We start from the raw sequence: 14,147 nt of genomic DNA on the forward strand, positions 1-14,147 counted from the left end.
GGCGGGGCGTATGACGTGGTGACGTTGGGGCGGGTGGGGGTGGACCTTTATCCCGAGCAGAGCGGGGTGGGGCTCGCGGAGGTGCGGACGTTCGCGAAATCGCTCGGCGGGACGGCCGGAAACGTGGCGGTGGCAGCGGCCCGCCTCGGGCTGCGAACGGCCGTGCTGACGGGCGTGGGTGACGACCCGTTCGGCACGTACGTCCGCACGGCGCTCAAAGGCTTCGGCGTGGACGACAAGCTGGTCACGACCGTGCCCGGGGTGCAAACCCCCGTCGTGTTCTGCGAGTTGTTCCCGCCCGACGACTTCCCGATCTACTTCTACCGGCGCCCGGTCGCGCCCGACCAGTGCCTCGAACCGGACACGCTGGACCGCGCGGCGGTCAGGACGGCGCGGGCCCTGTGGATCACCGGCTCGGCCCTGGCGGTGGAACCGACGCGCTCGACCGTCTTCGCGGCGCTTGACGCCCGCGAGGGCGGCGAGGTGTGGTTCGACCTGGACTGGCGCCCCGGCTTCTGGGAGGACCCGGCGCAGGCCCCCGCGCTGTACGCCCGCGCGCTGGCGTACGCGACGGTGGCCGTCGGCAATCTGGACGAGACGGAGATCGCGGTCGGCAGCCGCGACCCGGAGACGGCGGCCGGGCTGCTGCTGCGGCGCGGCGTGCGGACGGCGGTCGTCAAGCAGGGCCCGGCCGGAGTGCTGGGCAGAACCGCCCGCGAGCAGCACTCGGTGCCGCCGGTCCCGGTGAAGGCCGTCAACGGCCTCGGGGCCGGTGACGCCTTCGGTGGAGCCCTGTGCGCGGGCCTGCTGTCCGGGGAGCCGCTGCCCGACGTGCTCCGGGCGGCCAACGCGGCCGGTGCCCTGGTCGCCTCCCGCCTGGCGTGCGCCGACGCGATGCCGACCCGCCGGGAGATCGACGAGCTGCTGCGCGAGCCCGCGCCACCCACCGTGCTCGCGCCACCCACCGCGCCCGCCACACCCGGCACGCGCGCCGCGCCCGCCGAAGGAGTTGAGCCCCAGTGACCCATCTGGCCGCGGGCACCGCGGAAAAGGACGGCTTCGACCTGTGGGTGGATCCGGCCGTCGCGGGATGGTCGTACTCGTCCCTGCGGACCCTGACCCTGGCGCCGGGCGCCCTGCGCCGCTTCGCGGCCGGGGACAGCGAGTGGATCGTGCTGCCGCTGGCGGGCGGCTGCGCGGTGACGGTGACGCAGGCCGACGGCACCGAGGCCGCCTTCGAACTGCGCGGCCGGGTCAGCGTGTTCAGCGGCGTCAGCGACTTCGCGTATGTGCCGCGCGACGCGGAGGTCACCGTCGTCAGCCCCGGCGGCAGCCGCCTGGCGCTGGCGGGGGCGCGCTGCGAGCGGCGGCTGCCCGCGCGGTACGGCCCGGCCTCCGCGGTGCCGGTCGAGCTGCGCGGGGCGGGCGGCGCGAGCCGCCAGGTCAACAACTTCGCGGCGGCGGGCGTCTTCGCCTGCGACCGGCTGATCGCGGTGGAGGTGCTGACACCGGGCGGCAACTGGTCGTCGTTCCCGCCGCACAAGCACGACGAGGCGGGCCCGCACGAGTCGGTCCTCGAAGAGATCTACTACTACGAGTTCGGCGGCGGCCCGGCCGCGCTGGGCTACCAGCGCGTCTACCCCTCCCCCGCAGGTGCCACCGACGTCCTCGCCGAAGTCCGCACCGGCGACGCGGTGTTGATCCCCGACGGCTGGCACGGCCCAAGCATGGCGGTCCCCGGCTACGACATGTACTACCTGAACGTGATGGCGGGCCCGGGCGCCGAACGGGCCTGGCTGATCAGCGACGACCCGGCACACGCGTGGGTCCGCGCGTCATGGGCGGACCAACTCCCCGACCCCCGGCTGCCGTTGTACGCGCCGCCGGTCACGAAGCAGGAGGGCGGCACCGAATGAGCGTCAGACTCACCGTCGCACAGGCCCTCGTCCGGTTCCTGTCCGTCCAGTTCACCGAGCGGGACGGCGTGCGCCACCGGTCGGTGGCCGGGATGTGGGGCATCTTCGGACACGGCAATGTCGCGGGCGTCGGCCAGGCGCTGCTGGCGGCCGGGCCCGAGGCGATGCCGTACCACCAGGGGCGCAACGAGCAGGCGATGGTGCACGCGGCCGTCGGCTACGCCAGGACCCGGCACGGGCTCTCGGCGATGGCGTGCACGACGTCGATCGGTCCCGGCGCGACCAATCTCGTCACGGGCGCGGCGCTCGCGACGATCAACCGGGTGCCGGTGCTGCTGCTCCCCGGTGACGTCTTCGCGACCCGCCCCGCCGACCCGGTGCTCCAGCAGCTCGAAGTGCCCTGGGCGTACGACATCACCGTCAATGACGCGCTGCGGCCGGTGTCGCGCTGGTTCGACCGGATCTGGCGGCCCGAGATGCTGCCCGCCTCGCTGCTCCAGGCGATGCGGGTGCTGACCGACCCCGTCGACACGGGCGCGGTGACGCTGGCGCTGCCGCAGGACGTGCAGGCGGAGGCGTACGACTGGCCGGACGAGCTGTTCCGCGAGCGGGTCTGGCAGGTGCGGCGGCCCGTGCCGGACGCGGACGCGGTGGCGGAGGCCGCCGCCCTGCTGCGCGGCGCGCGTCGGCCGCTGATCGTCGCGGGCGGCGGGGTGCGGATCTCCGAAGCGGCGCCCGCGCTGGCCGAGTTGGCGGCGGCGACCGGCATTCCGGTGGCCGAGACGCAAGGAGGCAAGGGCGCGCTGCGGTGGGACCATCCGCAGGCGCTCGGCGGCATCGGGCACACCGGTACGGCGCCCGCCGACGCGGCGGCGCGGGAGGCCGACGTGGTGCTCGGCGTCGGCACCCGGTGGACGGACTTCACCACGGCGTCCGGTGCGCTCTTCGCGCCCGACACGCGCTTCGTCAGTCTCAACATCGCCTCTTTCGACGGCCACAAGATGGCCGGACTGGCGCTCGTCGGCGACGCTCGGGCCGGAATCGCCGCCCTGGCCGCCGAGTTGACGGGCCATCAGGCGCCGGGGCGGACCCCCGAAGCGCGCCGGGCGCTGGCCGACTGGCGCGCCCGTACGGACGCTGCCTTCGGTGACGGCGGCGGCGAGGGACCGCCGTCGCAGAGCGAGGTCGTCGGGGCACTGGACGCGGTGCTGCACGACCGGGACGTGGTGGTCAACGCGGCCGGTTCCCTCCCGGGTGACCTGCACAAACTGTGGCGGGCGCGGGACGTGGGGCAGTACCACGTCGAGTACGGCTTCTCCTGCATGGGGTACGAGATCCCGGCCGCGATCGGCGTGAAGCTGGCGGCGCCCGACCGCGAGGTGTTCGCGCTCGTGGGCGACGGCACGTACTTGATGCTGCCGACCGAGGTCGTGACCGCCGTCCAGGAGGGCGTCCCGATCAATGTGGTGATCGTCCAGAACCACGGATACGCCTCCATCGGGGGCCTGTCCGAGCAGGTCGGCGCCGAACGCTTCGGCACCGCCTACCGGTTCCGCGCCCCTGACGGGTCCTTCGCGGGCGAGCCGCTGCCGGTGGACCTCGCGGCCAACGCCGCCAGCCTCGGCCTCGAGGTCTTCACCGCCCGTACGGCCAAGGAGTTGCGCGCCGCGCTGGCCGCCGCCCGCGAGTCGCCCCGGGCGACGGCCGTGTACGTCGAGACCGACCCCGCGCGGCCCGGACCCGGCGCCGAGGCGTGGTGGGACGTCCCGGTCGCCGAGGTGTCGGACCGCCCGGCCACGCGGGCCGCCCGCGAGGCGTACGACCGGGCGCGCCCGGCGCCCGGGACCCGGCCCCGTCTTTAGGGCCTGTCCGCGGGGCCCTGGGCCGGGCCGCCGCATGCGGCGGGCGGGATCGGCACGCCCTTGCGGGCGAGCAGCGACTTGAGGGACTGGATGATCGGGAAGACCTCGTTGTTGAGGTCGGCGCCCTGGCTCTCGTAGGCGCGCTGCTCCGCCTCGACGATGACGCGGTCCTGGCCGAAGATGCCCTCGGTGAAGAGCGTGATGACCGGCCACAGCAGGTGGATCACGCCGGGAACCGGGGGCTTTTGGATCATGATCAGGCCGTAGGTGTGATTGTGGTGCTGGGCCTGGTCGGTGGGCATGTAGGCGTTCCACAGGTCGAGGGCCGGGGGCTCCTCGCGCTTGCCGTCGGTCCAGTACCGCAGCGTCTGGTACGGGTAGCCGGTGCGGATCGTCATCAGGTCCGCGTACTTGTCGTCGTTGCCGCTGCCGATGATCAGGCGCTCGCCGAGGGACTGCTTGCCCTCGGTGCGCGAGAAGGAGTAGTCGGCCTCCAGCCAGTCCTCGCCCTCGCGGACGTCCAGCAGCTTGGCCCGGATCCGGCCCATCAGACTGCGGTGCAGGAACTGGTGGTTCATGTCCATCAGGTTCTCGTGCATGAACGAGTAGTGGCAGGCGATGTCCCGGTCGAGCACGCGCGTCTTGTACCGGCGGTCGGCGTACGAGGGCAGTTCCGGCATCGGCGTGACCTCGGCCAGTTCCTGATCGCCGGGGAAGACGAAGACGAATCCGTACGCCTCGCGGCACGCGTAACTGCGCACGCCGTTGGGCAGTTTCCGCTTCCGGTCCAGATAGGGGATGTTCACGCACGCGCCCGTGCGGTCGTATGTCCAGCAGTGGTAGCCGCAGAGCAGCCGCTCGTCCTTCACCACGCCCATGCTCAGCGGGACCTGGCGGTGGGCGCAGCGGTCCTCCAGGGCGTACGGCGCGCCCTTCTCCGGCCGGACCAGGACGATCTCCGTCCCGGCGTACTTCACGGCCAGCGTCTTGCCGCTCTTGAGGTCGCGGGACCGGGCGAGCGGATACCAGAAGTCCGGGTCGAGTCCGGTCGTGCGGGTGGTGGGGACGTCCTCCTCCGGTGCCACGTCGCGGTATTTGCGCAATGGGGGCTTCGTCTGCGGGAGCGTCATACCAGAAATACGAACGTACCGGTCAGTACGTTCGCGTGGCGGCCTCACCAAATCGTCATGACTTGGTCAAGTCCGCGTCCACACGTAGATTTCCGGTGCCGATGTCGTGATCATCTCCGGGACCGGCGGCGGAATTCCGCCGGGCCCGGCACGGGGACCGGCGGCGCGGAACATCACTGGGGGCAGATGTGGACTGGGGAACGCTCGTCGCGACGCTCAGCGGCGGTGGCATCGCCATTTCCGGCACCGTGCTCGCCGACCATTTGCGCCGCCGCCACGAGGACGGCCGGGGCACCGACGCGCGGCGCCGGGCGGTCTACATCGACTTCATCAGCGCCACCGGGGTCTGCCACGCGGGCCTGCGCCGGATCGCCCAGAACCCGGGCGCGGAGCCGGACGTGGACGCCGCGTCGCGCGCCGCGCTCGACGACGCCGGGATCTACGAGGCGCGCGAGCGGCTCTTCATCGACGCCTCCACCGCCGTCGCGGGCGCGGGCCAGGCGATGTTCGAGCACTTGCGCGCCGTTCAGCGGGCGGTCGCGGCGGGGGCCGCTTCGACGTCCGTCGCCTTCCACGACGTCTATCACCCCTATCTCGGCGCGGTGTGGACCTACCGGGTGGCCGTGCGCAGGGAGTTGGAAGGTCTTTCCCTTTCACCGGAGGCTTTCGGCTGGTCCGAGTGGGACGGCAAGGACCGGTGCCCGATCTGCCGGGCCGCGCTCGGCGCGAGCTGATGACCCCGCTCGGCGCGAGCTGATTCCGGAACGGGCACACGGCGCGGCCCGCGTACACCCGACATGCCGTAAAGGCATTATCAGGACAGAAATTGGCGTTCTTTCGCCCGCGCGGCAACCTGTGCGCGCTCGCGTCCCTGTTCGCAGGTAGACCCAACCGCACCTGGACGCGAGGAATTCGATGACGCATACCCAAGGCAGCCGACGTCTCAGGCGCTCGGCTCTCGTGGCCGCGGCGGCTTTCGCCGTGGTCGCGGGCGGCGTCGGCGCCGCACCCGGCGCCGGAGCGGCGACGCCCGTGACCCCCAAGCTGAAGCTGGTGGCCGCCTCCACCTCGGTCACCGCTGACCGCTACGACGGCGACACCGGCGTCTACCTGGACCTCGGCGCGTACCTCACCGCCGACAAGGCGCCGTTCGAACTCCGCGTGACCCGTAAGTCGTACAAGGACCCGGTGGTCGTCGCGCAGGTGACGCGCGGCGGCTCGAAGACGGTCACGAAGAAGCTGCCCGCCGGGCTGGTCAAGGACTTCGCCGGGCTGCCGGGCTTCCTCCAGGTGACCATCACCGACAGCAAGGGCGTGAAGGTCGCGAGCACCAGCGACACCTTCTGCCCGAACTCCGCGTCGGGCCGCATCCGTCCGGACGCCCCGGCCACCTCGCCGTACCCGGACGGCTGCTCCGACAACCCGTTCACGCTCGGCTCGGTGTGGGGCGTCCAGAAGGGCTGGGCCGCGGCGGCCTCGCAGGGCATCGGCCCGGACGGCGGGGTCGACCTGAAGGCCGGCACGTACACCGCGAAGATCTCCGTGGCGAAGAAGTACCGGGACGTGTTCGGGATTCCGAACGACCAGCCGACGGTGAAGGTGACCGTGCGGACCGTGCAGGACGGGTCGGGCGCGGCGCGGTCGCGGATGTCGGCCGCGCTGCCGGGCGGACAGCCGCGCGCGGGCTCCGCGCCGGGCACGCTCAGGGCCGCCGCGCACCGGCCGACGGGCGCCGCGGGCGTGCCGTCCAACGTGCCGAAGCCGGACCTGCGGGCGCTGCCCGCGTACGGCATCGCGATCACCGACGGCAGCGACGGCGGTGATGGCGACACCCCGGCCACCGGCACCGACTACCTGGCCTTCAGCGCCACCGTGTGGGACGCGGGCCCGGCGCCGCTGGTCGTGGACGGCTTCCGCACTCCTGGCAAGGAGAAGATGGACGCCTACCAGTACTTCTACGACGCCAAGGGCAAGCAGGTCGGCTACACGCCCACCGGCACCATGGAGTGGGACCCGCGCGTCGGCCACCAGCACTGGCACTTCTCGGACTTCGCCAGCTACCGGCTGCTGAGCTCCGACAAGAAGCTGATCGTCCGCAGCGGCAAGGAAGCCTTCTGCCTGGCCAACACCGACGCCATCGACTACACGGTGAAGAACGCCAACTGGCACCCGAACAACACCGATCTGGCGACCGCCTGCGGTGAGCACAGCGCGCTGTCGGTGCGCGAGGTGCTGGACGTCGGCAACGGCGACACGTATTCGCAGTACCGCCCGGGCCAGTCCTTCGACATCAGCAAGCTGGCGAACGGCACGTACTACATCCAGGTGATCGCCAACCCCGACCACCGGCTCAAGGAGAGCAGTTACGGCAACAACGTGGCGCTGCGCAAGGTGATCCTGGGCGGCACGCCGGGGCACCGCACGGTCAAGGTGCCCGCGTACGAGCTGGTCAACGCGCCCTGATCCAGGGCGCGTTGACCGTCCGGGGTCCGGCCGCCTCCCCTCCTCGCGGCCGGGCCCCTCTTCCGCGTCCTTCGCGCTCTTCGCGTCCTTCGCGCGCGGGCCGCGGGCTAGGGTGACGTGATGGTCGAGATTCCCGAGGACTTCGCGCGCGGCACGGTGGCGCGGGAGGCGGACCGGGGCCGCGAGTGGATCGCCGGGCTGCCGACGCTCGTCGACGAACTGCTCCAGCGCTGGGACTGCGTACCGGAGGCGGCCGTCGTCCACGGGCAGGTCGGCGTGGTGCTGCCCGTACGCGACGGCGAGGGCCGGTCCGCCGTCCTCAAGGTCTCCTTCCCGCACCCCGGGAACGTCCACGAGCCGGACGCCTTCGCCGTGTGGCGCGGGCGCGGCGCCGTCCGGCTGTACGCGCGCGACGACGCGCGGTTCGCGATGCTGCTGGAGCGGGCCGAGCCGCGCTCGCTCGCCGAAGTCCCCGACGTGGACGAGGCGGTGGCCCTCGCGGGCGCCCTGGCGCGGCGGCTGGCCGTGCCCGCGCCCGCCCAACTGCCCAGGCTGCGCGACCAGGCGGAGCCCTGGGCGACCGAACTGCGCGCGGACCACGCCGAGTTGGCGCAGCCGCTGCCCGCCCGTACCGTCGACGCCGCGCTCGCCACCCTCGCGGAGCTGGGCCCCGACCAGCCGGACACCCTCGTCCACGGCGACCTGCACTTCACCAATGTGCTGGCCTCCGCACGCGAGCCGTGGCTGGCCATCGACCCCAAGGGGTACGTCGGCGACCCGGCGTACGACACGGCCACGCTGCTGCGCGGCCGCTACGAGGACCTGCTGGCCGCGCCCGACCTCAAGGCGGCCCTGCTGCGCCGCGTCGCGGTCTTCGCCGACGCGGCCGGGATCGACCGCGAACGGGCCCGCCGCTGGGCGCAGTACCGCGCGGTGACGGCCGCCGTGTGGGGGCGGCGGCATGGTGATCCGGACTGGGTGGTGCGGGCCACGGATGTCCTGGCGGACCTGCTCGTCTGAGGGCCGGGATCACCGATGCCGGGGCGCGCGGACGTATAAAGGAGCGCATGGACTCCTCGCAGGCCGACGCCTACCTCCAGCGCATCGGGGCCGAACGGCCCGCCGTCCCCGACGCGGCGGGGCTGCGCGAACTGCACCTGCGGCACCAGCTCGCCGTCCCCTTCGAGAACCTGTCGATCCACCTCGGCCAGGACATCGTGCTCACCGAGCCCGCGCTCTTCGAGAAGGTCGTCACGGACCGACGGGGCGGATTCTGCTACGAGTTGAACGGCGCCTTCGGCGCGCTGCTGCGCTCGCTCGGCTACGGGGTGGAGCTGCTGGCCGCGCGGGTGTACGGGAAGGACGGCCGCGTCGGGCCGCCGTACGACCATCTCGCGCTGCGGGTACGGACGGCGGACGGCGAGACGTGGCTGGCCGATGTCGGCTTCGGCCGCCACAGTCACTTTCCGCTGCGCTACGCCGAGCGGGGTGAACAGGGCGATCCGGGAGGGGTGTTCCGGATCGCGGACGCCGACGCCGACGCCGACGCCCACTCGGGCTCGGGGGATCTTGTCGTCGTGCGCGACGGTGAGCCGCAGTATCTGCTGGAGCGGCGGCCCCGGCTGCTGGCGGACTTCGAGGCCACCTGCTGGTGGCAGCGCACCTCGCCCGTCTCGCACTTCCGCACGTCCCTCATCTGCTCCCGCCTCACCCCCGAGGGGCGCGCCACGCTCAGCGGGCGCACCCTCGTCCTCACCGCCTCCGGCACGCGCCAGGAGCGCGAACTCCCCGACGCCGAGGCCGTGCTCGCCGCCTACCGCACCCACTTCTCGCTCGACCTCCCCCGCGAGCCCGCCGTCACCCCACCCACACCGCCCGCAGCGTGACCTGCTCCGGGGCGCGCCGGCTGTGCGGGCGCAGCGTCGCGTACCCCCCGGTGCAGTCCGCCCCCGTATAGACCCGCACCGTCTCCCCCGTCTCGTTCCACGGCGCGTACGCCGCCCCGTACGCCCTCGGCCCGATCACCTCCGGCAGCACGAGGCACTGCCCGCTCGGCGGGTCGGTCAGCACACTGGTCAGCGGCCCCTGCCGCGTCATGAACGTGTACGAGAATCTGCCGGTCGCGGCTGCGGCGCTTCCGTCCGGCAGACACGTCGCTGCCGCGAGCAGGCCCGTCGTCACGGCGACGGCGGCGGTACGCGTGCGCATGCGGCCCCTCCCAAGGTCGGCTTCTCCGCCCCCGAAGCTACGGCTGGCGCCGTCCTCTCCCCGCAAAACCGTTCCCCCCGGCGAGCCGCCGCCATCTGGGACACAGGAAGGTGCGTTCCCCGCGCCCCTGAAAAGATCAGCTCACCGCCCACGGCAACGAACCCGCCAGCGCCCCGCCCTGAAGGATGGGTGCGGGGCGGAACAGGGGGCAGGCTTACCGCAGGTCTCATGCTCCTCTCATGTCACGTTGCGGTGACAGCTGCCCCCACCCCCGGCGAAAGGCGAGGCGGCTGCCGGTACCGTGCTGATCGCGTGCACCGCCCCACCGGCGCACGGTCCGTTCGCGCCCGCGCGCTTCGGTGCGCCCGCGCAGCAGCCCGCAGCCTCAGGAAGGACGGCGATACGCCGTGTACCGCTGGGAAACCACGCGAGCCGCACTGGCGCAGCGGGTGTTCGCCACGATCCGTAGCGAGAGTTACGACCAGGCGGCGGCGACGGCGGACACGCTGCTGTCCGCGGGGCTGACGACGCTGGAGATCTCGCTGACGACGCCCTTCGCGCTGGAGGCGGTGACGACGCTGGTGCGCGAGGTCGGGGACGACGCGGTGATCGGCGCGGGGACCGTACTGGACGCGGTGTCGGCGCGGATGGCGATCGACGCGGGCGCGCGGTTCCTGCTGTCGCCGAGCCTGGACGAGGACGTGCTGAAGACCGGCCACCGGTACGGCGTACCGGTGTTCCCCGGGGTCGCCACGCCCGGCGAGGTGGTGCGGGCGATGGAGCTGGGCGCGGACGCGCTGACGCTCTATCCGGCCACCTCGTTCACCCCCGCGTGGGTCACCGACGTGCTGGCGATCATGCCGCAGGCGGCCCTGCTGCCCTGCGGCGGCATCACCGTGGCCGACGCGCCCTCGTGGGTCGCGTCGGGCGCCGTCGCGGTCGGCATGGGCTCGGCGCTGACGTCGGGCGACCGCGAGACCGTGACGAAACGGCTGACCGAGCTCCTGGAACGGCTGGCGGACACCGTCTGAACGCCGTGTCCCCTGGTTAGGCTGGTCCGTGGGGGACGCGGACCCGAGGGGGAGCTGTGAGCACACCGGAGACGGTGGATCTGCATGTCTACGCCCGCGCGTACGGCGAGGACTTCACCGCCGACCCGTACCCCGTCTACGCGCGGCTGCGCGAGCGCGGCCCCGTCCACCACGTCCGGACGGCGGACACCGGCGCGATGTGGCTGGTCGTCGGGCACGACGAGGCGCGCGCCGCGCTCGCCGACAGCCGGCTGAGCAAGAACTGGCAGTCGCTGCTGCCCGACGGCGACGTCTCGGGCGGCTTCGCCAGCCACATGCTGGACGCCGACCCGCCCCGGCACACCCGGCTGCGCAAGCTGGTGTCACGGGAGTTCACCCCGCGCCGCGTCGAGGCGCTGCGCCCGCGCGTCCAGGCGATCACCGACGACCTCGTCGAGGCGATGCTGCCCGGCGGGAGCGCCGACCTCGTCGACGCCCTCGCCTTCCCGCTGCCGATGACCGTCATCTGCGAACTGCTCGGCGTGCCCGACCTGGACCGCGAGGCGTTCCGCGGCTGGTCCAACGAGATCGTCGGCCCCACCGGCCCCGAGGCCGAGGCCGACGCGGTCCAGGCCATGTCGGAGTACCTGGTCGAGCTGATCGAGGACAAGCGGTGCGCCGCGCCGCGCGACGACCTGCTGAGCGCGCTGATCCGTACGCGGTACGAGGACGGCGACCGGCTCTCGTCCGACGAACTGGTGGGCATGGCCTTCCTGCTGCTGGTCGCCGGGCACGAGACGACCGTCAACCTCATCGCCAACGGCGTCCTCGCCCTGCTCCGGCACCCCGACCAGCTCGCCGCCCTGCGCGCCGACCCCGGACTGCTCGACGGCGCCGTCGAGGAGATGCTGCGCTACGACGGTCCGGTGGAGACCACGACATGGCGGTTCGCCCGCGAGACCCTGGAGATCGGCGGCGTACGCGTCCCCTCGGGCGACTCCGTCCTGATCGCCCTCGCGTCCGCCGACCGCGACCCCGGCCGCTATCCGGCGCCCGACACGTTCGACATCCGCCGCTCCCCGCAGGGGCACCTCGCCTTCGGCCACGGCATCCACTACTGCCTCGGCGCGCCGCTGGCCCGGCTCGAAGGCCGGATCGCCGTCAGGACCCTGCTCGACCGCTGCCCCGGCCTGGCGCTCGCCGCCGACCCGGCCGCCCTGACCTGGCGCCCCGGCCTCCTCATCCGCGGTGTGCACCGCCTCCCGGTGACCTTCTGACCGCTCTCCCCGGCCAGGGCCCGTGCGGGGGCAGGCTCTAGAATCACGGCGGCGGCCGAGCCGTACGCGCGCGCCCCTTACCTGCCAGGAGGCACCCCGTGTCAGTCGTCGCCGTCCCCGGTTCCAAGTCGGTGACCGCCCGGGCGCTCTTTCTCGCCGCCGCCGCCGAGGGCACCACTGTGCTGCGCCGGCCGCTGCTGTCGGACGACACCGACGGGTTCGCGGAGGGCCTGACCCGGCTCGGGTACCGCGTCGAGCGCGATCCGCAGGCGTGGCGGATCACCGGCCGCCCGTCGGGGCCCGCCGTGCCGGAGGCCGACGTGTACTGCCGTGACGCCGCCACCGCCGCCCGCTTCCTGCCCGCGCTGGCCGCCGCGGGCCACGGCACGTACCGCTTCGACGCGTCCGCGCAGATGCGCCGCCGCCCGGTCGCGCCGCTCACGACGGCGCTGCGCTCGCTGGGCGTGGACCTGACGCACGAGGAGGCCGAGGGGCATCTGCCGCTGACGGTGGTCGCGGACGGTCTCAAGGGCGGGGCGATCGACCTGGACGCGGGGCTGTCGTCGCAGTTCCTGACGGCGCTGCTGCTCGCGGGGCCGCTGATGGCCGAGGGGCTGCGGATCCACGTCACGGACCTGGTCTCCGCGCCCTATGTGGAGATCACGCTGGCGATGATGCGGCGCTTCGGCGTCGAGGTGGCGCGCGAGGGCGCGACCTTCGTGGTGCCGCCGGGCGGCTACCGCGCCGTCGACTACCCGATCGAGCCCGACGCCTCCACGGCCAGCTACTTCTTCGCCGCCGCCGCGCTGTCCGGCCGCACCGCGACCGTGCCGGGGCTCGGCGCCGACGCCCTCCAGGGCGACCTGCGCTTCGTGGACGTCCTGCGGCGGATGGGCGCCGACGTCGAGATCGGCCCGGACGCCACCACCGTCACCGGCACGGGCCGCCTGAGCGGTCTCACCGTCAACATGCGGGACATCTCGGACACGATGCCGACGCTCGCGGCCATCGCGCCCTTCGCCGACGGGCCGGTCCGTATCGAGGACGTGTACAACACCCGCGTCAAGGAGTGCGACCGGCTGGAGGCGTGCGCGGAGAATCTGCGGCGCCAGGGCATCACGGTCACCACGGGACGCGACTGGATCGAGATCGCGCCGGGGACCCCCGCGCCGGTCGAGATCGCCTGCCACGGGGACCACCGCATCGCGATGAGCTTCGCGGTCGCCGGGCTGCGCACGCCGGGCACCACCTTCGACGAGCCGGGCTGCGTCAAGAAGACCTTCCCCGACTTCCACTCCTTCTTCGCCTCGGTGCGCGCCGACTGGGGCGTGTGACCGACACTCCGTGCCGGACCCCGCCCCGGCCGGAACGGCGGCGGCCGGGGTCAGCCCGCGTGCGTGGAGAACAGACCTCCGGTGGGCCCCTGCTTGTCGCCGCCCTGGGACTTCTTGAGGGCGTTGGCGAGTCCTTCGATCGTCATGGACTGGAGGATGACCCGGCCGTTGCCTTCGAGGGTGGCCAGGGACAGGCCCTCGCCGCCGAAGACGGCGTTCATGACGCCCTGGCGGTTGAGGCCGCCGATGCGCTGGACGCCGTACTGGATGCCCTCCTCGAAGGCGACGATGCAGCCGGTGTCGACCTCGATCCGGCCGCCGAACTCGGCGGGGTTGAGGTCGATGAAGTTGCCCGCGCCCGCGATGATCACGGTGCCGGTGCCGGTGAACTTCTCCAGGACGAAGCCCTCGCCGCCGCTCATGCCCTGGCGTCCGCCCGCGAAGGCGATGCCGAACTGGACGGTGGACTCGGCGGCGACGAAGGCGTCCTTCTCCGCGAACCAGGCGCGTGAGCCGGTCAGTTCGAGGGCGCGCATCTCGCCGGGGAGCACACCGGCGAAGCCGACGGTGCCCTCGCCGCCCGAGGCGGTGAAGTACTGGAAGGCCAGCGACTCCCCGGCCAGGGCGCGCTGGCCGACCTGCATGGCGGTGCCCATGGCCTGCCGGAGCATGCCGCCCACACCGGAGCCGCCGGAGCCGGACCCGGAACCTGCGCCTGAACCGCCCGAGCCGGGGCCGCCCAGCCGCGTCTCCATCGCGACGTTGGCCGTCTTGAACAGGAACTTCCCCGCCTCGCAGTACACCGTCTGGCCCGGGCTGAGGGTGCAGACGGCCATCTGCATGGCGTTGCCGACGATCTGCTGCTGGAGGGTCACAGCGGTACTCCTAGGACGACGGGCCAAGGTGCGGCGGGCGGGTGGCCGCCGGCCCGAGCGTAGCCCCGGCGC

At 73.0% G+C, this 14,147-nt stretch carries 13 protein-coding genes; 10 read left to right on the forward strand and 3 right to left on the reverse strand.

The features are described from left to right. Positions 1-39: 39 nt before the first annotated feature. Genes iolC through iolD form a run of 3 tightly spaced genes read left to right on the forward strand, consistent with a single transcriptional unit; the run spans position 40 to position 3,778 of the window. Positions 40-1,023, forward strand: coding sequence for a 5-dehydro-2-deoxygluconokinase (iolC, locus tag ACIOC1_RS21360; RefSeq protein ID WP_401856042.1), 984 nt, complete (start codon positions 40-42; stop codon positions 1,021-1,023). Then, positions 1,020-1,916 (forward strand): 5-deoxy-glucuronate isomerase, encoded by an 897-nt coding sequence (gene iolB, locus ACIOC1_RS21365; protein ID WP_401856044.1) that lies wholly within the window; start codon positions 1,020-1,022, stop codon positions 1,914-1,916. Before iolC ends, iolB begins: the two co-directional genes overlap by 4 nt. Continuing rightward, positions 1,913-3,778: a 3D-(3,5/4)-trihydroxycyclohexane-1,2-dione acylhydrolase (decyclizing) gene (gene iolD, locus ACIOC1_RS21370; protein WP_401856045.1), complete on the forward strand. Its 1,866-nt coding sequence runs from the start codon at positions 1,913-1,915 to the stop codon at positions 3,776-3,778. Before iolB ends, iolD begins: the two co-directional genes overlap by 4 nt. Here iolD and ACIOC1_RS21375 read toward each other — a convergent pair. After that, entirely contained in the window at positions 3,775-4,908 is a 1,134-nt protein-coding gene (locus tag ACIOC1_RS21375) for a Rieske 2Fe-2S domain-containing protein (RefSeq protein ID WP_391163620.1), read from the reverse strand. The two genes, iolD and ACIOC1_RS21375, sit on opposite strands and share 4 nt — an antisense overlap. A gap of 188 nt (positions 4,909-5,096) precedes the next feature. Here ACIOC1_RS21375 and ACIOC1_RS21380 point away from each other — a divergent pair, with 188 nt between their 5' ends. The 4 genes from ACIOC1_RS21380 to ACIOC1_RS21395 all read left to right on the forward strand — a co-directional run bounded on the left by ACIOC1_RS21380 (position 5,097) and on the right by ACIOC1_RS21395 (position 9,257). Further along, positions 5,097-5,642, forward strand: a complete 546-nt coding sequence (locus tag ACIOC1_RS21380; RefSeq protein ID WP_188285437.1) for a CchlQ — start codon at positions 5,097-5,099, stop codon at positions 5,640-5,642. A 181-nt stretch (positions 5,643-5,823) separates the two neighbouring features. Beyond that, the gene (locus ACIOC1_RS21385; RefSeq protein WP_401856047.1) at positions 5,824-7,371 is read left to right on the forward strand and encodes a lysyl oxidase family protein; all 1,548 of its coding nucleotides are present in this window, start codon (positions 5,824-5,826) and stop codon (positions 7,369-7,371) included. Between the two features lie 120 nt (positions 7,372-7,491). After that, on the forward strand, positions 7,492-8,391 hold the full coding sequence (locus ACIOC1_RS21390; RefSeq protein ID WP_401856048.1) for an aminoglycoside phosphotransferase family protein: 900 nt from the start codon (positions 7,492-7,494) through the stop codon (positions 8,389-8,391). A 47-nt stretch (positions 8,392-8,438) separates the two neighbouring features. Continuing rightward, positions 8,439-9,257, forward strand: coding sequence for an arylamine N-acetyltransferase (locus tag ACIOC1_RS21395; protein ID WP_401856049.1), 819 nt, complete (start codon positions 8,439-8,441; stop codon positions 9,255-9,257). On the opposite strand, the gene ACIOC1_RS21400 is transcribed toward ACIOC1_RS21395, so the two are convergent. Then, positions 9,229-9,579: a hypothetical protein gene (locus ACIOC1_RS21400; RefSeq protein ID WP_391163616.1), complete on the reverse strand. Its 351-nt coding sequence runs from the start codon at positions 9,577-9,579 to the stop codon at positions 9,229-9,231. The two genes, ACIOC1_RS21395 and ACIOC1_RS21400, sit on opposite strands and share 29 nt — an antisense overlap. A gap of 407 nt (positions 9,580-9,986) precedes the next feature. Between ACIOC1_RS21400 and ACIOC1_RS21405 the strand changes: the two genes are divergently transcribed. The 3 genes from ACIOC1_RS21405 (at position 9,987) to aroA (ending at position 13,200) form a co-directional block, all read left to right on the forward strand. Further along, positions 9,987-10,610, forward strand: coding sequence for a bifunctional 4-hydroxy-2-oxoglutarate aldolase/2-dehydro-3-deoxy-phosphogluconate aldolase (locus ACIOC1_RS21405; protein ID WP_355339016.1), 624 nt, complete (start codon positions 9,987-9,989; stop codon positions 10,608-10,610). Positions 10,611-10,666: 56 nt separating this feature from the next. Beyond that, positions 10,667-11,866: a cytochrome P450 gene (locus ACIOC1_RS21410; protein WP_401856051.1), complete on the forward strand. Its 1,200-nt coding sequence runs from the start codon at positions 10,667-10,669 to the stop codon at positions 11,864-11,866. A gap of 98 nt (positions 11,867-11,964) precedes the next feature. After that, the gene (aroA, locus tag ACIOC1_RS21415; protein ID WP_401311627.1) at positions 11,965-13,200 is read left to right on the forward strand and encodes a 3-phosphoshikimate 1-carboxyvinyltransferase; all 1,236 of its coding nucleotides are present in this window, start codon (positions 11,965-11,967) and stop codon (positions 13,198-13,200) included. Positions 13,201-13,250: 50 nt separating this feature from the next. Here the strand turns inward: aroA and ACIOC1_RS21420 are convergent, their stop codons facing one another. Further along, the gene (locus ACIOC1_RS21420) at positions 13,251-14,075 is read right to left on the reverse strand and encodes an AIM24 family protein (RefSeq protein WP_401856053.1); all 825 of its coding nucleotides are present in this window, start codon (positions 14,073-14,075) and stop codon (positions 13,251-13,253) included. Positions 14,076-14,147: the final 72 nt, after the last annotated feature.

The organism is Streptomyces sp. NPDC088197, from assembly GCF_044741185.1.
Taxonomy (GTDB): Bacteria; Actinomycetota; Actinomycetes; order Streptomycetales; family Streptomycetaceae; genus Actinacidiphila.